Here is a 22530-nt window from a genome sequence, read left to right as displayed (position 1 = left end):
GAGCTATACGATGATCGTGAACCCAATTAAGCGCCGCCCGACACGAAAAATTCGTGTTGGTTCGGTGTATGTCGGTGGTGATGCGCCGATCAGTGTTCAAAGTATGACAAATACAGAAACTTGTGATGTCGATGCCACAGTTGCACAAATTCAGCGTTGTGTAGATGCTGGTGCCGATATCATGCGTGTCTCAGTACCATCTATGGAGGCTGCTGAAGCTTTCGGTGCGATTAGAAAACGCGTTTCGGTTCCTTTAGTTGCTGATATTCATTTTGACCATCGTATTGCTTTGGCTGTCGCGGATTACGGGGCAGATTGTCTTCGTATCAATCCAGGTAATATTGGATCAGATCAAAAAGTGCGTGAAGTCGTTGCTGCTGCAAAACATCATGGTATTTCAATTCGTATCGGGGTGAATGCAGGTTCTTTAGAGAAAGATCTGCAAGTCAAATATGGAGAACCAACGGGTCAGGCATTGCTTGAGTCTGCGATGCGTCATATTGATATCTTAGATCGTTTAGACTTTCATGAATTTAAGGTTAGTGTAAAAGCATCGAATGTATTTTTAACTATGGATGCTTACCGTTTATTATCACAACAGATTGATAATCCTCTGCATCTCGGTGTGACTGAAGCAGGCATCTATCGTACTGGAACGGTGAAATCAGCAATTGCACTTGGTGGGTTACTGATGGAAGGCATCGGCGATACCATGCGTATCTCGCTAGCTGCAGAACCAGAAGATGAAATTAAAATTGGTTTTGATATTTTAAAATCATTAGGTTTACGTTCGAATGGCATTAATTTCATCGCGTGTCCAAGTTGTTCACGTCAAGAGTTTAATGTTATTCAAGTGATGCAAGCATTGGAAGAACGTTTGGAAGATATCCGCACACCAATGGACGTATCTGTGATTGGCTGTAAAGTCAACGGACCAGGGGAAGCTAAAGAAGCTGATATTGGTGTCGTTGGTGCGTCGCCGCGTTCACTAGTTTATCGCAATGGTGAAAAAAGCCATTTGATTGATACAAATCAGTTGGTTGATGAAATCGAGTCGATGGTTCGTCAACGTGTTCAAGAGCTTGAAGAAGCAAAATCTAAAGAAATTATTCGTAGTTCATCATGAGTTCAATTGTCGCTATTAAAGGTTTTAATGACACCCTTCCATCGCAAACTGCGGCATGGAGAAGTCTGGAACAACAACTTGCATCTTTGATGGATGCATACGGTTATCAGCAAATTCGTTTACCTATTGTCGAGCAAACTGGTTTATTTAAGCGCGCGATTGGCGATGCAACGGATATCGTTGAAAAAGAAATGTATACCTTTTTTGATAAAGGTAATCCGCCTGAATCATTAACCTTACGTCCTGAAGGTACAGCAGGTTGTGTGCGTGCAATGTTGGAACATAACTTACTTCGTGGGGCAACCCCACGTGTATGGTATGTCGGTCCAATGTTCCGCTATGAAAAACCACAAAAAGGTCGCTATCGTCAGTTCCACCAATTTGGTGTCGAAACTTTTGGTGTGGCGACACCAGATATTGATGCTGAAATCATCCTTATGACGGCGCGTTTGTGGAAGCGTATGGGTGTCGCGGATAAAGTTCAACTTGAGTTAAACACTTTAGGCGAAACTGATGAGCGTACAGAATATCGTAATGCATTGGTTGCCTTTCTCAATGAGCATAAAGATGCATTAGATGAGGATTCACAGCGTCGTTTGACTACGAATCCGCTTCGTATCCTAGATTCTAAAATTGAGTCGACACAAAAAATTCTAGAAAATGCACCGAAGCTACATGATTTCTTGAAAGAAGACTCATTAAACCATTTCAACCAATTACAGCAATATTTAACAGATGCTGGCATTCAGTTTGTTATTAATCAAAAGTTAGTACGTGGTTTAGACTACTACAACAAAACTGTATTTGAATGGACAACAACCATGTTGGGTTCACAAGGTACAGTATGTGCTGGTGGTCGTTATGATGGTCTAGTTGGACAACTCAAAGGTAAAGCAGATCAATCGGTTCCTGCAGTCGGCTTTGCGATGGGAATGGAGCGTTTGCTGCTTTTGCTTGAGCAAGTTGAACAAGCTAAACCAGTTCGTGATTGCGAAGTGTTCTTATTGGCTGAGCCTGCTTACCAAGCGAAAGCATTGGTATTGGCTGAACAAGTCCGTGATCAGTTAGAGGCAGTCAACAGTTCAATTCGTTTCAAAACGGGTTCTCAGGGCAGTATGAAGAGCCAAATGAAAAAAGCGGATCAATCTGGCGCGATCTATGCGGTGATTTTAGGTGAGCGTGAGTGGGAATCACAACAGCTTCTGGTTAAAGAGCTTGCAACAGGGGAACAATCTCAGGTTGCGGTCACTGAATTGACAGCATTTTTGCTCGAAAAATTTAAACAATAAATTGCACAATATTTAGGAAAAGGACAATCACATGAGCTTAAGTGATGAAGAACAACTCGACAGTTTAAAGTCGTTTGCCAAAAAATATGGTTCTGCCATGATTAGCGGAATTCTCATTGCCTTGATTGCCTTTTTTGGTTGGGAATATTGGCAAAAAAAGAATTTGGCTGAATCACAGAATCAAACAGCTAAAGTCCAAAAGCTCATGGACGAAGCTAAAGCGGTTGCGGGTCAACCCAATGCTTTTGCGACGGTATCAGAAGCTGCTGATAAGATTGTGAAAGATGATGCTGATTCAGTGCAAGCAATTCAGACGCAATTCATTTTGGCTAAGCTGGCATATGAAAAACAAGATTATGCCGCAGCTGAAAAAGCATTAAAGAAAGTCGAAAACTCAAAAGTTAAAGATGCAGGTTTAATGCAAATTGTGAAAATACGTTTAGCTGATTCTCAATTGGCTCAGAAAAAATATGATGAGGCTCTAAAAACTTTATCTAATGTTTCTGAACCTGCTTTTAAAGCAACAGTAGATGAGTTGCGTGGCGATATTTATGTTGCTAAAAAAGATGTTGAATCTGCACGTAAGGCGTATCAAAGTGCATGGAATAATGTACTTGAACGTAAGCAAGAACGTCAGCTTTTACAAATTAAACTCGAAAGTGTTGGCGTTTTAGTAGATGATCCTGATTTTGAACGCCCAATCTTAGATACTAAAGTGGATGAGTCTTAATGCAGAATATACTAAAACTCCCTTTGGCAATTGCAGTTGCTTCAGCCTTATTGGTTGGATGTTCGAGCAACAAAGTTAAAGAAGCAAAACCGAATCCTTTGCCAAAAATACAGCAACAACAAAGTCTTAACCTTGTATTTTCGCAAAGTGTTTCTTCAACGAATGCTGCTGAAGCATTACGTTTGCAATTGGACACAGATAACGGTGTGATTTTTGCGATTGATCCAGACGGTCAGGTTTCTGCTTACAAAGGTAAAGATCGACTTTGGAAAAGTAAAATAACCAAACAAGAGCTAACTGCTGGCGTGGAAGCTGCTGAAGGCATTGTGATTATCGGCAACCGAAAAGGTCAATTATTTGCTCTTGATCAAATGACTGGCGAACAAAAATGGACAGCACAATTGTCTGGTGCCATTTTATCTCCATCATTAATCCAATCAGGGCGTGTGATTACGATTGCAAATGACGGTACTGTTTTTGCTCATGATGCAGTTACAGGGCAGCAAGTTTGGGCCTATAAATTACCAAATGTTCAATTCAGTTTACGTGGTCAACCAGCACCAGTGGCATTAGATGAGCGAACAGTTTTAGTCGCTTCTGCAAATGCTTATGTTTATGGCTTGGATGTAATCAGTGGAGTCCCTCGTTTCCAACGCCGTGTTGCAATCAGTGAAGGGCGCTCAGACATCCAGCGTTTAATCGACATTGTTGGTGATCCTGTTGTTGCAGGTCAATATTTGGTTACAACAAGCTTCCAAGGTCAAGTCACTGTCACTGACTTAGCGACACAACGTGTGGTGTGGAGCGAGGATGCAAGTAGTACCAATCGTCCTGAAGTCGCAGAAGATAAAGTTTTTATCTCAACTGTTGATGGCAAATTAAATGCTTACAATTTAGCGACAGGTGAGTTGGTTTGGCAAAATGAAGAATTACTAAATCGCCAATTGAGTAACCCAGTTGTACTTGGTCAAAACCTTGTGGTTGGTGATCTAGATGGTGTTTTGCATTTGATTGATCCAGCGTCGGGGAAACTAGTTGGGCGTGCAAAAACCAGCGGTGAAGTCCAGTCCTTACGTGTCATCAATGACCAACTTTATGTGGCAACACGAAAAGGTGCATTAAGCATTTGGCAGAATCGTTAATTTTTCCTACGCTTGTGTTAAAATGCTTAATTAGCAGTTGCTAATAAAAGAATGATCGGGGTATTTGTGTATACAAAACCCCGAATTTTTATTGTGATTTTTTAAATCACCAAAATCTTCCATACTATTTCTAGAATGCTGTCATCAACGATGGCTCGTCTGAATTAAGGTTAATTTATGAAACCCGTTATTGCGCTCATTGGTCGTCCAAACGTCGGAAAATCAACGCTATTTAACCAAATCACAAAAAGCCGTGATGCTTTGGTTGCTGACTTCGCTGGTTTAACTCGTGACCGCAAATATGGTGACGCGGTTTATCAAAACAAATCCTTTATTGTGGTTGATACAGGTGGTATCGGTGAAAATGAGGGTGGTATTGACTCTTACATGGCGGAGCAGTCAAAAACTGCGATCCATGAAGCTGATATTATTATCTTTGTAGTTGATGCACGTGCTGGACTTTTAGCATCAGATGAGCAAATTGCCCGTGAACTACGTACATTGGGTAAAAAAGTTTACTTAGTTGCTAACAAAGTTGATGGTGTACATGCTGAAGCAGCCCTTGTTGAGTTTTATAAGCTCGGTATGGGTGAACCGATGCAAGTTGCTGCGAGTCATGGTCGTGGTGTTCAGCAAATGCTTGAAGAGGTATTAGCCGAAGTACCTGAAGATGAGAATCCAGAAGAGCATAATAAAAACACGGGTTTACGTTTAGCTATTATTGGTCGTCCTAACGTTGGTAAATCAACATTGGTCAACCGCTTACTTGGTGAAGAACGCGTTGTTGCATTTGACCAACCAGGTACAACACGTGACTCGATTTATATCCCATTTGAACGAGATGGTCGTCAATATACGTTGATTGATACTGCAGGGGTGCGTCGTAAAGGTAAGGTTGATGAAATGATTGAGAAATTCTCAATCGTAAAAACTTTGCAAGCGATGAAAGATGCACATGTGGTTGTCGTTGTAGTTGATGCTCGTGAAGGGATTGTTGAACAAGATTTACATTTGATCGGTTATGCGCTTGAAGCGGGTCGTGCGATGGTGATTGCCATCAATAAATGGGACAACATGACCGAGTACGATCGTAAGCAATGTAAACTCGATGTTGAACGTCGTTTCGATTTCATTCCTTGGGCAAAGATTCATTTGATTTCAGCTCTACATGGTACAGGTGTGGGCGAATTATACCCATCTATTCATCGTGCCTATGAATCTTCAAATCTGAAAGTATCACCAGCTAAATTAACGCAAATTCTAAATGATGCGACTGAAGCACATCAGCCGCCTTCAATTGGTGGTCGTCGTATCAAAATGCGTTATGCGCATATGGGTGGACAAAATCCACCAACGATTGTGATTCACGGGAATAAAGTGGATAAGACACCTGCGGATTACCGTCGCTATTTAGAAAACGTGTTTCGTAAGGTTTATAAACTGGAAGGCACACCTGTAAAAATCGATTTTAAAACGTCTGAAAATCCATTCGAAGGGCGTAAGTCTCAAGTGGATGAGCGTGTTGCGGCACGTAAACGTCGTTATATTCAGAAATTCAAAAAGGCTGAAAAGAAATTTAAGCGATAATTTTTTGAGTGTCATCAAAACCCAAATTTTAATTTGGGTTTTTTTATCAATAAGGACATGATCAATGACTCAGCGTAAGATTGAATTACATGTTCAAACGCTAGATAACATTTTAGATTTACAGCAAAGCGATTTTTCTGATTTTCGCTCATTTAATGACTATAAAAAACAACAGATCAAGCAGTTTCGTAATCAATTACTATCACAACATCTCGGATGTGATGTTGCTGATTTAGATTTTGCCAAACATGAGCATGGTAAACCTTATTTAACTTCTCATATGCTCAACTTTAACCATTCACATAGCAAAGAAAGCTATGTGTTAGGACTAAGTGATCGAATTCGGGATATTGGTGTTGATCTCGAGGAATTGGAACGCAAAGTGCGTTTTGATACTTTTGCTAAACATGCTTTTCATCCCAAAGAATATGAAATTTGGCAACAGTTGGATGAAGATAGGGAGTACTGGTTTAAAGTTTGGACGACCAAAGAAGCTGTTTTAAAAGCTTCAGGTCTGGGTATCCGTTTGGATCTGAATACTCTGAATACAAATGTACATCCAGAACAGCAGGGAGGGATGTGTTCACATCCTTTAATTGGAAAATTTGGTTATCAGAACTTTTTGTTGAATCAAAAAATTATATTGACTATAGCTTGGCGAGCCGAACTGTCTTGTAGAGGTTTCCAGTTTCCTGATATTCAGGTAATTCAACATGACTAAATACTAATTTAAAAATGATCACCCACAAAAAATGCCAGTGATAACACTGGCATTTTTAATCTGTATTTGTGGAAAACCTTAAGGAATATGATCTTCTTCAAATTCAGGTTTAACTTGAACAATAAAATCTTGACGGTTAAGACCACGCCATAATGCAAATGCTGTTCCGATATAAATCGATGAATAGGTACCAACGAATACACCGACAAACATGGCAACAGAGAATAAATGCAGACCATCACCACCAACAAACATCATTGCTAGAACTACAAGTAACAATGTCATTGAGGTGTGAATGGTACGACGTAAAGTTTCTGTTAATGCAATATCTACAATTTCACGTGGTGTCGCACCGCGAATCTTACGGAAATTTTCACGAATACGGTCTGAGACAACGATGTTATCGTTAAGTGAGAAACCCATTACCGCAAGAATCGCTGCAAGTACACTTAGATCAAATTGCCATTGGAATAATGCAAATGTACCGATAATAATGATGATATCGTGGAATAACGATAACACAGCACCCATCGCAAGTTTGAACTCAAAGCGAATCGTCACGTAGATTAACATCAGAATCATCGCAAGTGCTAATGCACCAGCAGAGCGAATGTACAGCTCATTACCGACTTGACCGCCTACAGCATCAACTTTATGCACTTCAGCAGCATTGTTTGGTAACTGTACTGCTTTAGTAATCGTTTCACTTAGGTCTGCTACGTTTAAATCTTCTTGTACTGGCATACGTACAATTAGGTCTGTATTACTTCCTAACGTTTGTACAACAGCATCCTTAAATCCAGCACGATCTAATGCTTGTGAAACTTGAGCAGGTTGAACTGCCTGGGCATAATTCAACTCAGCTGATACACCGCCTGTAAAGTCTAAACCGAGGTTTAGACCTTTAGTCGCAATAAAAAAGATACTTACGATGGTCAGCAAGATTGAGAAGATTGCAGCAGGTTTTGCTATCTTCATAAATGGGATGATTTTTGCATCATCAGGACGACCGTATTGTTTTGAGTCTTGTTGAGTCAGATCAGTCATATGAATCTCCTTAAATGCTCAACTTAGTCAAATTACGGCGTTTGCCATAAATGAGTTGTACGATCGCACGTGTTACTGTAATCGCAGTAAACATCGAACATACGATACCAATCATAAGCGTCACAGCGAAGCCTTTGATAGGGCCTGTACCGATAGCGAATAAGATAAATGCAACAATAAACGTCGTTAAGTTCGAGTCAAAAATAGTGTTATAGGCTCGATCATAACCCGCAACAATGGCTTGTTTTGGAGAGGCACCCCACAGCATTTCTTCTCGTATTCGTTCACAGATCAGAACGTTTGCATCGACAGCCATACCGATGCCAATCACGATACCTGCAATACCAGGAAGGGTAAGGGAAGCACCTAACCAAGACATAACAGTAAGAATCATCGCAAGGTTAAATACCAGAGCGAAATTCGCAATTACACCAAATAAGCGGAAGAATACCACCATCCAGATGGCAACAAGAATGAAACCAATCTGAGTCGATAATACACCTGCATCAATATTTTCTTGACCAAGGCTTGGACCGACAACTCGTTCTTCAACAAAGTACATTGGCGCTGCAAGCGCACCTGCACGTAACATTAAAGCAAGTTCGGCTGCTTCTTGAGGAGAATCAAGACCTGTAATACGGAATTGAGATCCTAAAACGGCTTGAATTGTTGCAGCGTTGATCACGACAGATTCAGTATATGGTGTGCGGACTTCAGTCTGAGTACCTGTAGCTGGATCAGTGACATAGCTAATCTTTTGTTTATTTTCAATAAACAATACAGCCATACGTTTGCCAACAGCATTACGTGTTGCATCTGCCATTAACTTACCGCCAGCAGTGTCTAGCGTAATATTAACTTCTGCACCACCAGAGTCTTGGCTAAAGCCAGAGCTTGCATTTTGAACGCGTTCACCTGTCAAAATACGATTGCGTTGAAGTAAAAGCTGACGACCGCTGTCCAGTGATTCAAAAGCAAAAACTTCAGTACCTGGAGGAAGAGGCTGATCGTTATATTTTCCAGTGTATGGATCAATATATTGATCATTGCTATCTGAAACCAAACGGAATTCTAAGTTTGCTGTACGACCTAAGACACGTTTTGCTTCAGCAGTATCTTGAACGCCAGGTAACTCAACCACGATACGGTTACTACCCTGAGTTTGTACCAATGCTTCAGCAACACCTAACTCGTTAATACGATTACGTAGGGTCGTTAAGTTTTGATTCACCGCGTAAGATTGAATTTCTTGACGACGAACATCTGTATAGTTGAGTTTCAGTAAAGCGCCATCTGTGCTTGCAAGTGCTTGCTGTGTGAACTCATTGCCATTTCGACGTAAGAAATCTGCTGCTGCATCACGGTCAGTTGTATTGGCAAACTGAACAGTAATGGTATTGTTATTCAGTGCTAAATTATTAAATTTGATTTTGTTGTCACGAAATTGACGACGCAGATCAGTTGCCGATGTTTCCATACGTTGGCTAATCGCTTTATCCATGTCGACTTCGAGCAAGAAGTGTACACCACCACGTAAGTCCAAACCGAGTTTCATCGGTTTTGCACCAATCTTTTGCAACCATTCAGGTGTGGTTGGCGCAAGGTTAAGTGCAACCACGTAGTCTTCACCTAAATCACGACGTAGCACTTCTTTTGCTTTTAATTGAGCTTCTGAAGTGTCTAAACGTAATAATGCCGCATTGTTGGTGAAACTATTATCATGGCTACTGATGTTGGCAGCTTTCAGAATCTGCTCAGCTTTTTGCACAACCGTTTGATCAATTTGTGTACCTGCTTTTGCACCAGAAATTTGGACAGCAGGTTCATCAGGATACAGACTTGGAAGTGCATATAACGTACTGATCACGAGAACGACGAGAATCAGTAAATATTTCCATGCAGGGTAACGCATTCGTTTTCTTCTTAAATGAAAAAGTCGTGCTGAGGCACGACTATTTTATGATTAAAGGTTATTTAGTGTGCCTTCAGGTAATACTGAAATGACACTTGCACGTTGGATTTTTACTTCTACGCCACGGCTTAACTCAACAACAGCGAAGTCACCATCAAGCTTCGTGATTTTCCCCATTAAACCACCAGCAAAAACGATTTCACTTCCTACACCTAAGCTTTCGATCAAAGAACGGTGTTCTTTCGCACGTTTAGCTTGAGGTCTCCAGATCAAGAAATAGAAGATTGCAATAAAAACAGCAATCATCAATAAGTTTGCCATTAAGCTTGGGCCTTGAGCTGCTGCAGGAGCAGCGTGAGCGGTAGAAATGAAAAAGCTCATTTTAATTTCCTAATAAAAGATAAAGCGAAAAATTACGATTAAATTCCAATTCGTTTTGCAATGTACCTTGTCTTGCGTTTAGGCGCAAATCTTGATGCATTTACTTATACATTAATCTTCAGGGCAGGGTGGAACCTCTAAACCACGACGGGCATAAAAGTCCTGAACATACTCGTCAAACGTACCATTATCTAGAGCATCACGCATGCCTTGAGTAAGGCGTTGGTAATAACGTAAGTTATGAATCGTACCGAGCATCGATGCCAACATCTCACCGCACTTCTCTAAATGATATAAATAGGCACGAGTAAAGTTTTTACAAGTGTAACAGTCGCAATGAGGGTCTAAGGGTCCTTTATCATGACGATATTTGCTATTACGAATTCTTACCAGACCATCAGTGACAAAATAATGACCGTTACGTGCATTACGTGTAGGCATTACGCAGTCAAACATATCAACACCGCGACGAACCGCTTCAACGATATCTTCTGGCTTACCTACACCCATCAAATAGCGAGGTTTATCCTGAGGCATTTTGTTTGGTAAATAATCAAGAACTTTGATCATTTCCTCTTTAGGTTCACCTACGGAGAGACCTCCGATCGCATAACCATCGAAACCGACTTCGAGTAAGCCTGCAAGAGATTCATCACGCAAATCCTCGTACATACCACCTTGGATGATGCCGAATAATGCATTTTTATTCTTAAGTTCATCGTGGTGGTGGGTTTTACAACGTTTTGCCCAACGTAAAGAAAGCTGTAATGATTTCTGAGCCTCTTCATGTGTTGCTGGATAAGGTGTGCACTCGTCAAAAATCATCACGATGTCTGAATTTAAGACATGCTGAATTTCCATCGAAATTTCAGGAGATAAGAAAACTTTTGAACCGTCAATTGGAGAGCGGAAAGTCACGCCTTCCTCTTTGATTTTACGCATTGCGCCCAAGCTAAATACTTGGAAACCACCTGAGTCAGTCAAAATTGGTTTATCCCATTGAATAAACTCGTGCAGACCGCCGTGCTCTTTAATCACTTCTAAGCCAGGGCGTAAATATAAATGGAAGGTGTTACCCAAAATAATTTGTGCTTGAATTTCTTCAATATCACGAGGCAACATGCCTTTTACAGTACCGTAAGTACCAACGGGCATAAATACAGGTGTCTCAACAACACCATGTTCTAAAGTGAGTCGACCACGACGGGCGCGCCCCGACTGACCTAATTTTTCAAATTGCATGACACCAATCCATCAAGGCGAAAAAACAGTTCGCTGATCAAAAACGGCTATTTTCCTTGATTATGGTGTGTAGTTCTACTACTAAATGTAGCTATAGAGAAAAAATAAAAAAGCCATTTCAAAACGAAGCTGAAATTGGCTTTTAAATGTTTAAATTTACTTTTAAAAATTTGGTTTATAGTCAAAATTTTCAGTCGCTAAATTATCTTTGAAAGGACGAATTTCTTTCTTGGATAATGTCATTGTATTGATCAAATTATTTGGGAAAATCTGGATATGATTGTTGAATAACTCAACATTACGGTTAAAGATCGTAATAGCAGCACCGACATTTTCATTTTGTTCCTGAATATCATCCATCATTTTGCTGTAAAGCGTATCAGCTTTAAGCTCAGGATAATTTTCAACAACAACGTTGAGACTGCGAATGAGTTCTTTGCTCATTTTTTCGATGCTTTGTAGTTGAGAAATATCAGTATCATTAACATTTAAATTAAGGATTTGCTGACGAAGCTCAGTTACTTTTTCTAAGGTTGATTTTTCAAACTCAGTGTAACGGCTCAAGGTCGTTTCTAAAGATTCAAGCGTTTTAACTTTTTGACGTTCAAAATTGGCCACTTCTGACCATGCACGTTTGGTCGCATTAAAGTAGCGTACAATCGTATTGCGAATATGAATGCCCCATACAATCAAAAGAACAAAAATCCCCAAGAAAATAATTAAACCAGTCATGACCTTACCTCGTTATTGTTGCCTTAATGGAACTGAGCAAATTCCACTTATCTTTGTTCTAAAAAGATTTATCGGCTATTTATTGAATTAAATTAAGCATCAATTGTTGAAAACGCTGATATTCAGGCATTGTCATGGTTCGTAAATGACCTCTCAATGCAGGTATATCGTGGATTTCATCATGTTTACTCGTGATTCGGAAAAGGTCCTGTTCACCGAGATAACACAAAATCTGCTCTTCATGATGATAAATTAAATCACCTGAAAAATGTTCAAAAAAATCATGTAACTTGAGTGTCAAACTTGGGCTAATACTTTTTGCAAGTTGATGCTGATCTAGACCAAAAATATTGAGTTTCTGATTAATTAAAATATCACTGCTTTGCCATGAGCGAGTATACGGTTCAAAAAAACGAGAGCGCTGATCACTAATAGCAATGCCCAAATTAGGCATTTGAAAAACAAAAGCACCCCATAAATCTTTATGGATTTCTTTAACAATTTTTTTATCGCTATTGCCATCTTGAAAAATTGGCATTTCACTTACGTAATGGTATTTAAAAATCAGGACTTGATGTTTAGTCGTTCCATCGTTCCAAACGGTAGAAGCATAATGTGTAATTTCATTTGATTCAGTTCCACGATTAAACAGTGGAAAAGATTGCTTCAATTTACTTATTACAAGTAATGGTTGCGCCTGAATCGGAAGATAAGCAGGGAGTTGTTGGAAATTCAAACCATAACGAAGTTGAATCATTCTTTGTTCTAAATATTCAATCACTTGTTCAAGTGGTTGTTTTGACTCATAAAGTAGATAAGCAAGAAAACCTGTCAAAAAAGCACCCAAAAAACTCCAAATAAATTGTAGATGGGGGTGTAGAAAATATCCAAAGATTAAAGTGCTTAGACTAATTGTTGCCAATAAATAAGGCAAAATATTAAAAAAACGCAGACTGTGATCTTCACGCCACGGATGCAAGGCATCTAATAATGCTTGATCCGTGTGTGATGATTGTCCCGCTTCCCACAGCCGAGCGATATTGCGAAAAACTTGAGCATTTTTTTTACGTCTTATATGTAATGCTTGTTGTACTGTATCGATCGGCATAAGCGTATTTAAATCAAACGATTAATTTGTCTATTAGCATAGCATCACCGTAGCTAAAGAAACGATAACGTTCTTTAACTGCATGCTCATAAGCCGATAAAATGTTGTCTCGATTTGATAACGCAGAAACAAGCATTAAAAGTGTTGATTCGGGCAAATGGAAGTTGGTAATCAAACGATCGACGATACAGAATTGGTAGCCTGGATAAATGAAAATCTGAGTATCACCTGTCCATGCAGCAATTTTGCCATCATTTGCTTGAGCTGCGCTTTCCAATGCACGAGTTGCTGTCGTACCTACTGCAATCACTTTATTACCACGTGCTTTGGTTTCTAAAATAAGATCAATCGTGGATTCTGGAACATCACACCATTCACTGTGCATAATGTGATTGGTAATGTCTGTTGTACGAACTGGCATAAATGTGCCTGCACCGACATGCAAAGTCACAAATGTCTTTTGCACACCTTTTGCTGCTAATTTTTCTAATAAATCTTGGTCAAAGTGCAAACTTGCTGTTGGGGCAGCAACGCTAGCAATTTTTTCAGGATCGTGGAAAACCGTTTGATATCGTTCTGTATCAATTTCTTCTGCTTCACGATTGAAATAAGGAGGGATAGGGAGCTGACCGTATTGATCAAGTACCGATAAAATCGGTTGTGAAAACTCAACCACAAACAGGTTTTCATGGCGACCTTGTACCGTAACTGGAACTGAATCTTCACCGATATAAAGTTCTGCACCAGCTTTAGGTGAATTACTTGATTTAATATGACAGTGAGCTGTGTGTGTGTCCAGCATACGTTCAACAAGAACTTCAATTGCCCCACCAGTTGCACGTTTACCTTTCAAGCGAGCTTTCATGACTTTGGTATCATTTAATACGAGCAAATCACCCTCGTTTAATAAATCCAAAATATCAGTAAAGCTATGATCATGGTAATGACCTTGATCATCGATATGAAGTAAACGCGAAGCGCTACGGCTTTCTAGAGGATAGCGAGCTATAAGTTCATCAGGGAGATCAAATGAAAAGTCTGAAAGTTGCATACATCTAAAACATTGCAGAAATTGTGTGTAGTATAGTCTTTTTTGTATTTTTGCGCTGAGCTGCTGATAACTTCCTAAGAAAAATAACTGAATGATTTAAAAGTGAACAATAAGTTAAAGATGGGGTTTGACAATAAAATCAAACAGGTTATCATACGCAACACAAAGCATCGCACTCTTCCCGAGGTGGTGAAATTGGTAGACGCGGCGGACTCAAAATCCGCTGTCAGAGATGACGTGTCGGTTCGAGTCCGACCCTCGGGACCAAGATTCAAAGACCCCAAGCTGGTATTAAAGGCTTGGGGTTTTTTAATGCCGAAACATTTTCAATTTAAACTTATATTCTGACAATAAATGTAAAAGAGGATTGAGTGTTAGATTTAATTATAAAAGTATTACCAGTTTTTTTAGCGATATTCCCGTTCTTTGTTTGGTTGGATAAAGCAAAAAGATTTACTCATAGACGGAAATTCTATCTAGAGCGGTTAGCTGCGATAACCGAATATATTGACAATTATTATGAACAAGACAAAGAAAAAATTGTAAAGGATTGTGCTGCTCAAGCTTTAGTGTGTTCTGAAAAGGTAAGTCATCTTGAAGTTGATTATGTCATTAAAGAATATCCAAAAAGTTTTTTTATTATGATCAAACGATTGATAGGAGCTCGTCATATGGTGGATATAATTATAGATAATGGGAAGGTGATTTTAACTGCAGAATCTTCTAAAAAGAATTATCAGAAGAAGAAATGGATGTTGGTTGGATTCTATTGTTTAGCAATAATAATTATTCAGACGAATAATATATTTGTCTTTTTGATGAATAGCTTAGGTCTTGAAACATTCAAGGTTGATACATTAGTTCTTTTAATAGGCACTGTAATTTCATTGGTTATTGGGATATTGATTGCAATTATTTCAGGTATATTATTTTCTAATGTTGATGCACTGACAAAAATTTATGATGACTTAAACATTCAACATGTAGCTAAAAAATAAATCTTCGATACATAATTCAATACGTTTAAATTTAATGAAATTTCACGTTTTGTTGCGAATTGATTTAATCAAGAATTGCCTTTTATGTTAAAGTTTGTTAATAGTAGTGATAGTTTTCACATTTTTTCTTATTAAAACGTAAATAACCGAATAACGATAATATCCGAGAGGCAAGCATGGCTATTCAATTACTAGAATTACAGCAAGCCGACAAGTTAAGTGCTTGTAAAATTTCTCTTTCTTTGGGTCTCACTTCAGAGCAAAATTTGCTTGAACAGTTCTTACAATTCAATAAAACATTAATGCAAGTCGGTAAAGCTTTACTTATTTTTCATCAAGAGCCTTATTTTTGGCATCACTGTTCAGAAAAGTTGACTGCAATTGACGCTACAAAAGTCACGAAAAGTTTGAATACTCTGTTTGTAAATAACGATTTTATTGATGAAGCTCATCCACATTATTCAAATTTACTTTCGTTTGTACATGCGTTGAAATCTAAAGCACAATCCCTTGTCGCTGTTCATCTGAGGCATCCAGATCAAACCTCTTTAGGTTATCTAATTTTGTTTGATGAAGCTGTCCGAGATTTTAGTGCAGTTCAAAAACAACTTTTACAAGACCACTGTAAAAGCTTTATGCAAAAACTTGAATTGAAACTCAATCACGATGAACTCAAAGAATTATACGAACAAGAGTCTGCATTAAATTTTAGCAAGACAAAATTCTTTTCTATTATTTCCCATGATTTACGCGCTCCCTTCCATGGTTTATTGGGTTTTTCAGAGATTTTGGCTAAAGAGCGCGATACATTGGATGAATCAAGTATCCAAAACATCGCTGACTATCTCTATGAGACGTCACAGTCGACTTACAACCTGTTGGAAAGTTTGTTGAATTGGGCAATGGCTGAAGGTGGGCGTTTTGTATATCACCCAATAAATTTTAAATTAAGACAAATTACCGATATCGTGACCGATATTTTAAAAACCTTAGCGTTGAAGAAAAATATCCAATTGATCAATGAAGTAGATGAGAGTCTTAAAATCTATGCAGATATGAATATGGTGACTTCTTTGATCCAAAACCTTGTTTCAAATGCATTGAAATTTACGGATACGGATGGCGCAGGAAAAGTTTATATTCAAGCCCAACCTCAGGGCGAATTCGTGGAAATACGAGTGAAAGATTCTGGTTTGGGAATGACAGAAGAACAGATACAGAATTTATTTCAACCACGTATGACGGTGAGTTTAAAGGGCACAGCTGGTGAAAAAGGTGCGGGTTTAGGGCTTTCTTTGTGTAAGCGTTTTGTTGAGCTGAACCATGGTGAAATCAGTGTGACATCTGAAGAGGGTGAGGGCACTGTCTTTAAAGTTTGCTTACCTGCTGAACGCCAACATGCTGAATTATCTACCGAACAACATAAGTCGAAAGCGAAATTAGTCTAAAGTGATTTTAAAGATAACGATGTAACTGATATAACTACTAGAGATGACCTGACATCAGTTGAGCTTTTTTATATGAATGCGGAACAGCTACATAAAACCTTAGTTGCAAGCCAATATGCAGAACAAGTTTTAAATTTATACCAATCAGAATTAGAACAAGCCTATAGCAAAGATCAATTTTCAACCTCTTTATCTACCGAAACGATTCACCAAACCGTCCAAGAAACGGTTGCAGTTCAGACTGATGAGCAAGCATGGATGAAGGCATTGCGTATTTTGCGTGCTAAATTAATGTTTCGTTGGATTTGGCAAGATGCAAACCAATTAACCGATGTAGTGACACTGACTCGAGAGCTTTCTGATTTTGCTGATGCTTGTATCTGCGTTGCGAAAGATTTTGCGCGAAAGCCATTGATTGCTAAACACGGTGAGCCAATCGGTTATTCAGGTCAGGTTCAGGATTTGATTGTCATTGGAATGGGGAAACTTGGTGCAAAAGAGCTGAATTTATCCAGTGATATTGATCTGATTTTTGCTTTTGATGAGCAAGGTGAGACCAATGGTCGTAAATGTATTGATGTTCAGCAATTCTGTATTTTGTGGGGACAGAAGTTAATTTATCTATTAGACCATATCACTGCGGATGGTTTTGTCTTCCGTGTAGATATGCGTTTACGTCCGTGGGGTGACGGTTCAGCTTTAGCGATCAGTCATACAGGTTTGGAAAAATATCTGAGCCAGCATGGGCGTGAATGGGAACGCTATGCATGGATTAAAGCCCGTGTGATTACAGGTGGAAAAGAAGGCGAAGATTTGATGGATATGGCTCGTCCATTCGTCTTCCGGCGTTATGTTGATTATTCTGCATTCGCTGCGATGCGTGAAATGAAAGCCATGATTGAGCGAGAAGTTCTTCGTCGTAATATCGAAGATGATATTAAATTAGGCGCTGGCGGAATACGTGAGATCGAGTTTATCGTGCAAGTTTTTCAGTTGATCTATGGTGGTTCCCGACGGGAACTGCAAGATCGACAATGTTTAGTCAATTTACACCATTTGGGTGATGCTGAATTATTGGATCAGCAGGCTGTTTTTGATCTTGAAGATGCTTATTTGTTTTTAAGACGAGTTGAACATGCAATTCAGGCATTAAATGATCAACAAACTCAATCTCTACCGTCTGAACCTGAATTGCGTCAACGTATGATAGATACCTTGGGTTTTAGTGATTGGTCTTCTTTCTTAAATGTTCTGAATCAAAAAAGAGATAAAGTCAAAGTTCAGTTTAAACAACTCATTCAAGAAAAAGAGTTCTCTGCTCCAATAGATGATTCTGTAGAACTAGAACAACGTCTGAATGCAGTTCTGGATGATGATGCTAAAAACTTGATCCAAAATTTTTGGCATGGGCAAGCACTACGTAAAATTCCTGCGAGTGCTTTAGAACGGCTTAAGAAATTTTGGCCTCATCTAGTAGAAGCCATTTTACAATCAGATCAACCTCAAATGGCTTTATTACGATTAATGCCCTTGGTCGAGTCTGTATTACGTCGAACTGTCTATTTAGTCATGTTGATGGAAAGTCGTGGTGCTTTGCAGCGTTTAGTAAAAATGGCGACAGTAAGCCCGTGGATCTGTGAAGAGTTAACACAATACCCCGTCTTGTTGGATGAGTTCCTTTCAATGGACTTTGGGTTGCCGCAACGCAAAGATTTAGAAGATTCCTTACGCCAACAATTAATGCGCATTGAAATTGATCAGGTTGAAGATCAAATGCGAGTATTGAGATTGTTTAAAAAGAGCAACGTACTCGCTGTAGCTGCCAGTGATGTTTTGGCTGAAAGTCATTTAATGAAAGTCTCAGATGCATTAACAGATATTGCTGAAGTATGTGTCCAAGCGACTTTAAATTTAGCTTATCAAGCGATTGCGCAACGTCATGGTTACCCTGTCAACAGTCAGGGTCAACGATGTACTTTGGATGCGCAAGCTTTTGCCGTCATTGGTTATGGCAAGCTAGGTGGTATCGAGTTAGGCTACGGTTCTGATTTGGATTTAGTATTTATTCATGACTTTCAAGAGCAAACAGAGACTGACGGACGTAAAGGGATCAGTGGTGCAGAGTTTGCGATCCGTGTTGCTCAGAAATTTATGTCCTTGATGACTACTCAAACACTTGATGGTCGGGTCTATGAAATTGATACCCGATTAAGACCGTCTGGTGAAGCAGGGATGTTGGTGACGAGTCTTAAAGCTTATGAGCAGTATCAGCAAAAAAGTGCTTGGCTTTGGGAACATCAAGCGCTCGTTCGTGCACGTTCAATTGCAGGTGAGAAAAGTTTATGTGAGCAATTTGAACGGGTACGCTGTCAAATCTTAACTCAGGTTCGTGATGAAAATCAGGTACGTGAAGAAGTGTTAAAAATGCGTCAGAAAATGAAAGATCATTTGGGTTCATCTTCTGAGCAAAAAAAACATGGGATTTTTCATTTAAAACAGGACTCAGGTGGTATCGTTGACATCGAATTTATGGCACAGTATGCAGTGCTTGCATGGAGTGGGACGAATACAGATCTCGCCCATTTTTCCGATAATGTAAGAATTCTAGAAGATGCTGCTAAAGCAGGCTGCTTATCCAGTGAAGATGCCACAGCATTAATACACGCTTATCTCCGTGAACGAGCTGAGAGCCACCGTTTAGCACTTGCAAATCAATCTATGCAAGTTAATGCTGCGGATTGGCACGATACCCGCGAGATCGTTTGCAAGTTATGGCAAAGGTTAATTGATCCAAGTGCAATAGCATTGGAAAGTGAATGATTGTGTAAAAAAATGGAGTATGTGCGATGAGTTTGGCTGATCGTGATGGTTTTATTTGGCAAGATGGAAAATTAGTGGATTGGCGTGATGCAAAAATTCATGTCTTAACTCACACACTACACTACAGTATGGGCGTCTTTGAAGGTGTCCGCGCCTATGAAACCCCAAATGGTACAGCAATCTTCCGTTTGCAAGATCACACTAAGCGCTTATTAAATTCAGCAAAAATTTATCAAATGAATGTTCCATTTGATCAAGCGACATTAGAACAAGCACAAATTGACGTTGTTCGTGAAAATAAATTAGCGTCTTGCTACCTTCGTCCATTAATTTGGATTGGCTCTGAGAAACTTGGTATTGCTGCAACAGATAACACGATTCATGCTGCTGTAGCTGCATGGGGTTGGGGCGCATATCTGGGTGAAGAAGCGATGGCACGTGGTATTCGTGTAAAAACTTCTTCATTCACTCACCATCATCCAAACGTGACGATGTGTAAAGCGAAAGCATGTGGTAACTACACAGTTTCTATCTTGGCACACCAAGAAGTCGCACGTTCAGGTTATGACGAAGCAATGTTGCTTGACCCTCAAGGTTTCGTCTGCCAAGGCGCTGGTGAGAATGTATTCTTGATCAAAGATGGCGTATTACATACACCTGATTTGGCTGGTGGTGCATTAGAAGGAATTACACGTCAAACGGTGATCACGATTGCTAAAGATTTAGGTTATGAAGTGATCGAACGCCGTATCACACGTGATGAATTCTATATCGCTGATGAAGCATTCTTCACAGGTACAGCTGCTGAAGTAACACCAATCCGTGAGTATGATGACCGTCAAATTGGTTGTGGTTCACGTGGTCCGATTACTACAGAAATTCAAAAGACTTTCTTTGATGCCGTCCAAGGTCGTAATGATAAATATGCAGATTGGTTAACTTACGTTAAATAAGTAAAACTCTGCGAAGAAAGCGAAGCTCATGCTTCGCTTTTTTTATTGAAACAATGTCAATAGATTGCAATTAAATCATCATTAATCTTTCATCTAACTTCTTTAGCTTGGTCACTAAGATCAAGAGTAAAATTAGAGAACGAATGAAGATTACTGTAGTGGGTGCTGGCTATGTGGGTTTATCAAATGCCTTATTGTTTGCTAAGCAGCATGATGTGGTTTTACTAGATATTGATAAGAGTCGTGTAAAGTTATTAAACCAAAAAGTTTCACCGATTAGTGATACTTGCATACAAAACTATTTAACTGAGTCGCATCTAGAGGCAACGACTGAAAAAGAGCGTGCCTATCAGGATGCTAAGTTGATTATTATTGCAACCCCAACAAACTATAATCCTGAAACCAACTATTTTGATACTTCTAGTATTGAATCTGTCATCGATGATATTCAAAAAATAAATCCTAAAGCGCTGATGATTATTAAATCTACAGTGCCTGTGGGCTATACCAAAGAAATTTCGAATAAGCTGAAACTTAAGAACTTAATCTTTGCTCCAGAGTTCTTGAGAGAGGGACAGGCCTTACAAGATAATCTCTACCCATCTAGAATTATCGTAGGTGAAAAATCTAAACGCGCAGAAAAGATTGCGAAATTGTATTTAAAAGCCACGGTCAGAAAGGATGCGGTTTTACTCTGTGTTGACTCAACTGAAGCTGAGGCCATTAAACTATTTTCAAATACATATTTGGCAATGCGAGTAGCATTTTTTAATGAGTTGGATACGTATTGTATAAAAAACAAGCTGAGTGCTTTGGATATTATTAAGGGGGTGGGTTTGGATCAACGCATCGGTGATCACTACAATAATCCTTCTTTTGGTTATGGAGGTTATTGCTTGCCTAAAGATACCAAACAGCTTTTAGCTAATTATGATGATACTCCTCAAGAGCTGATTTCAGCGATCATTCGCTCTAACCAAACTCGCAAACAGGCGATCATTGAAGATATTAAGAGTCATAATGTTTCATGTGTGGGTATATTTCGCCTAACGATGAAAGCCGATTCAGATAATTTCAGAGAATCCGCTGTTCATGATGTATTACAAGGACTTGCTCAAGAGGGCATAAAGATTGTGATTTATGAGCCTACTTTGGATGTTAAAGAGTATTTTGGGCATCCAGTGATGAGTAGTTTACAAAAATTTAAATCGGCTTCTGATCTGATTATTGTCAATCGTATGGTGCCGATGTTCAGTGATGTCATGGAAAAAATCTACACGCGAGATTTATTTGGTATCAATTGATAAGGTGATAAAAACATAAATGGCTTGAAGGGTTTGACGAATTAATAATAAAAAAAGTTACAAGGTCTATGCTAAGATAGCTCAACATTCAGTGCATATTGTTTTGACGATTTGGGATTATTTCCCGCGCATTTAAAATAATATCTAAGGCATTTAAGGTTAGCAGATGGCAGACATTCAACAAGATTCGGCAGCTCATGAAGACAATATTATTTTGTGCATGAAATGGGGAACCAAGTACGGTGCCGAGTATGTCAATCGTTTATATAATATGGTGCAACGCCATCTTACTTTACCTTTTAAAATGGTGTGCTTAACGGATCGTACAGAAGGTATTGATCCGAATGTACAATGCTTCCCGATTCCTCCATTAGATTTGCCTGCAGGAAGTCCAGAGCGTGGGTGGAATAAACTCTCAACTTTTGAACCTGATCTGTATGGTTTAAAAGGCAATGCACTGTTTTTAGATCTCGATGTTGTCATCGTAGATAATATAGATTGCTTCTTCCAAGAACCAGGTGAGTTTCTGATTATTCATGACTGGAAGCGACCTTGGCGCATTACGGGGAATAGTTCGGTTTATCGTTTTAAGTTAGGAGCTTTTCCTGATATTTTGCCGTATTTTCGTGAAAACTTTGATGAAATTCGTCAAAAATTCCGTAATGAGCAAGCCTATTTATCTTGGTTTGTTCACAAAGAAGGAAAATTGAGTTATTGGAATGATCAGTGGTGTAAAAGCTATAAATATCATTGTCTAAGAAAAATTCCATTTGCTTATTTCCAAGCACCAGTAAAACCAGAAGGCGTTAAGATTATTATTTTCCACGGTGAAATTAATCCACCTGATGCAATCAATGGTGGCGGTGGTAAATGGTATCGTTATGTATTGCCATCAGATTGGATCAAGGATGCTTGGCAGTAAATCTGTATTTATGGAAG

At 39.2% G+C, this 22530-nt stretch carries 19 protein-coding genes and 1 tRNA gene; 13 read left to right on the top strand and 7 right to left on the bottom strand.

Features of this window, described 5'->3' with window-relative positions:
- The first annotated feature begins 10 nt into the window (after nucleotides 1-10).
- From ispG to H2677_RS12970, 6 genes are all read left to right on the top strand, one after another.
- Nucleotides 11-1126 carry a flavodoxin-dependent (E)-4-hydroxy-3-methylbut-2-enyl-diphosphate synthase gene (gene ispG / locus H2677_RS12995; RefSeq protein ID WP_004908985.1) on the top strand — a complete coding sequence of 372 codons (1116 nt, stop codon included), beginning with the start codon at nucleotides 11-13 and terminating at the stop codon, nucleotides 1124-1126.
- Complete coding sequence (gene hisS / locus H2677_RS12990) at nucleotides 1123-2415, top strand: histidine--tRNA ligase (RefSeq protein WP_039047056.1); 1293 nt, start codon at nucleotides 1123-1125, stop codon at nucleotides 2413-2415. The genes ispG and hisS overlap by 4 nt, the downstream gene beginning before the upstream one ends.
- Before the next feature lie 31 nt (nucleotides 2416-2446).
- Entirely contained in the window at nucleotides 2447-3145 is a 699-nt protein-coding gene (locus tag H2677_RS12985; RefSeq protein ID WP_004950316.1) for a YfgM family protein, read from the top strand.
- The gene (bamB, locus tag H2677_RS12980) at nucleotides 3145-4287 is read left to right on the top strand and encodes an outer membrane protein assembly factor BamB (protein ID WP_004908980.1); all 1143 of its coding nucleotides are present in this window, start codon (nucleotides 3145-3147) and stop codon (nucleotides 4285-4287) included. Before H2677_RS12985 ends, bamB begins: the two co-directional genes overlap by 1 nt.
- A 177-nt stretch (nucleotides 4288-4464) precedes the next feature.
- Nucleotides 4465-5874, top strand: a complete 1410-nt coding sequence (der, locus tag H2677_RS12975; protein ID WP_004908978.1) for a ribosome biogenesis GTPase Der — start codon at nucleotides 4465-4467, stop codon at nucleotides 5872-5874.
- Between the two features lie 64 nt (nucleotides 5875-5938).
- Complete coding sequence (locus H2677_RS12970) at nucleotides 5939-6595, top strand: 4'-phosphopantetheinyl transferase family protein (RefSeq protein WP_212638709.1); 657 nt, start codon at nucleotides 5939-5941, stop codon at nucleotides 6593-6595.
- A gap of 78 nt (nucleotides 6596-6673) precedes the next feature.
- Here the strand turns inward: H2677_RS12970 and secF are convergent, their stop codons facing one another.
- From secF to queA, 7 genes are all read right to left on the bottom strand, one after another.
- Nucleotides 6674-7642 (bottom strand): protein translocase subunit SecF, encoded by a 969-nt coding sequence (secF, locus tag H2677_RS12965; RefSeq protein WP_004908975.1) that lies wholly within the window; start codon nucleotides 7640-7642, stop codon nucleotides 6674-6676.
- Between the two features lie 10 nt (nucleotides 7643-7652).
- A complete protein-coding gene (gene secD / locus H2677_RS12960; RefSeq protein ID WP_004950324.1) occupies nucleotides 7653-9554 on the bottom strand; it encodes a protein translocase subunit SecD in 1902 nt (633 codons plus the stop codon).
- A 51-nt stretch (nucleotides 9555-9605) separates the two neighbouring features.
- Nucleotides 9606-9935 (bottom strand): preprotein translocase subunit YajC, encoded by a 330-nt coding sequence (gene yajC, locus H2677_RS12955; protein WP_004908970.1) that lies wholly within the window; start codon nucleotides 9933-9935, stop codon nucleotides 9606-9608.
- A 111-nt stretch (nucleotides 9936-10046) separates the two neighbouring features.
- Complete coding sequence (gene tgt, locus H2677_RS12950; RefSeq protein ID WP_004908968.1) at nucleotides 10047-11177, bottom strand: tRNA guanosine(34) transglycosylase Tgt; 1131 nt, start codon at nucleotides 11175-11177, stop codon at nucleotides 10047-10049.
- Nucleotides 11178-11339: 162 nt separating this feature from the next.
- The gene (locus H2677_RS12945; RefSeq protein WP_099949192.1) at nucleotides 11340-11909 is read right to left on the bottom strand and encodes a LemA family protein; all 570 of its coding nucleotides are present in this window, start codon (nucleotides 11907-11909) and stop codon (nucleotides 11340-11342) included.
- A gap of 79 nt (nucleotides 11910-11988) precedes the next feature.
- Entirely contained in the window at nucleotides 11989-13017 is a 1029-nt protein-coding gene (locus H2677_RS12940) for a hypothetical protein (protein ID WP_212638708.1), read from the bottom strand.
- A gap of 13 nt (nucleotides 13018-13030) precedes the next feature.
- A complete protein-coding gene (gene queA / locus H2677_RS12935; RefSeq protein ID WP_212638707.1) occupies nucleotides 13031-14068 on the bottom strand; it encodes a tRNA preQ1(34) S-adenosylmethionine ribosyltransferase-isomerase QueA in 1038 nt (345 codons plus the stop codon).
- Between the two features lie 180 nt (nucleotides 14069-14248).
- Here queA and H2677_RS12930 point away from each other — a divergent pair.
- The 7 genes from H2677_RS12930 to H2677_RS12900 all read left to right on the top strand — a co-directional run bounded on the left by H2677_RS12930 (nucleotide 14249) and on the right by H2677_RS12900 (nucleotide 22513).
- A tRNA-Leu gene (locus H2677_RS12930) sits at nucleotides 14249-14335 on the top strand.
- Between the two features lie 104 nt (nucleotides 14336-14439).
- Nucleotides 14440-15066 carry a hypothetical protein gene (locus H2677_RS12925; RefSeq protein ID WP_212638706.1) on the top strand — a complete coding sequence of 209 codons (627 nt, stop codon included), beginning with the start codon at nucleotides 14440-14442 and terminating at the stop codon, nucleotides 15064-15066.
- Between the two features lie 176 nt (nucleotides 15067-15242).
- Nucleotides 15243-16514, top strand: a complete 1272-nt coding sequence (locus H2677_RS12920; RefSeq protein WP_212638705.1) for a sensor histidine kinase — start codon at nucleotides 15243-15245, stop codon at nucleotides 16512-16514.
- A gap of 72 nt (nucleotides 16515-16586) precedes the next feature.
- Nucleotides 16587-19334, top strand: a complete 2748-nt coding sequence (gene glnE / locus H2677_RS12915; protein ID WP_212638704.1) for a bifunctional [glutamate--ammonia ligase]-adenylyl-L-tyrosine phosphorylase/[glutamate--ammonia-ligase] adenylyltransferase — start codon at nucleotides 16587-16589, stop codon at nucleotides 19332-19334.
- A 26-nt stretch (nucleotides 19335-19360) separates the two neighbouring features.
- Entirely contained in the window at nucleotides 19361-20287 is a 927-nt protein-coding gene (locus tag H2677_RS12910; RefSeq protein WP_004950342.1) for a branched-chain amino acid transaminase, read from the top strand.
- Nucleotides 20288-20430: 143 nt separating this feature from the next.
- Nucleotides 20431-21591, top strand: coding sequence for a nucleotide sugar dehydrogenase (locus H2677_RS12905; RefSeq protein WP_004950345.1), 1161 nt, complete (start codon nucleotides 20431-20433; stop codon nucleotides 21589-21591).
- A gap of 166 nt (nucleotides 21592-21757) precedes the next feature.
- On the top strand, nucleotides 21758-22513 hold the full coding sequence (locus H2677_RS12900) for a hypothetical protein (protein WP_004950347.1): 756 nt from the start codon (nucleotides 21758-21760) through the stop codon (nucleotides 22511-22513).
- The last annotated feature ends 17 nt before the right edge of the window (nucleotides 22514-22530 follow it).

It is taken from the genome of Acinetobacter junii (assembly GCF_018336855.1).
Classification (GTDB): domain Bacteria; phylum Pseudomonadota; class Gammaproteobacteria; order Pseudomonadales; family Moraxellaceae; genus Acinetobacter; species Acinetobacter junii.
Note: the sequence above shows the minus strand (reverse complement) of the source record. Positions and strands in the feature narration are given on the sequence as shown.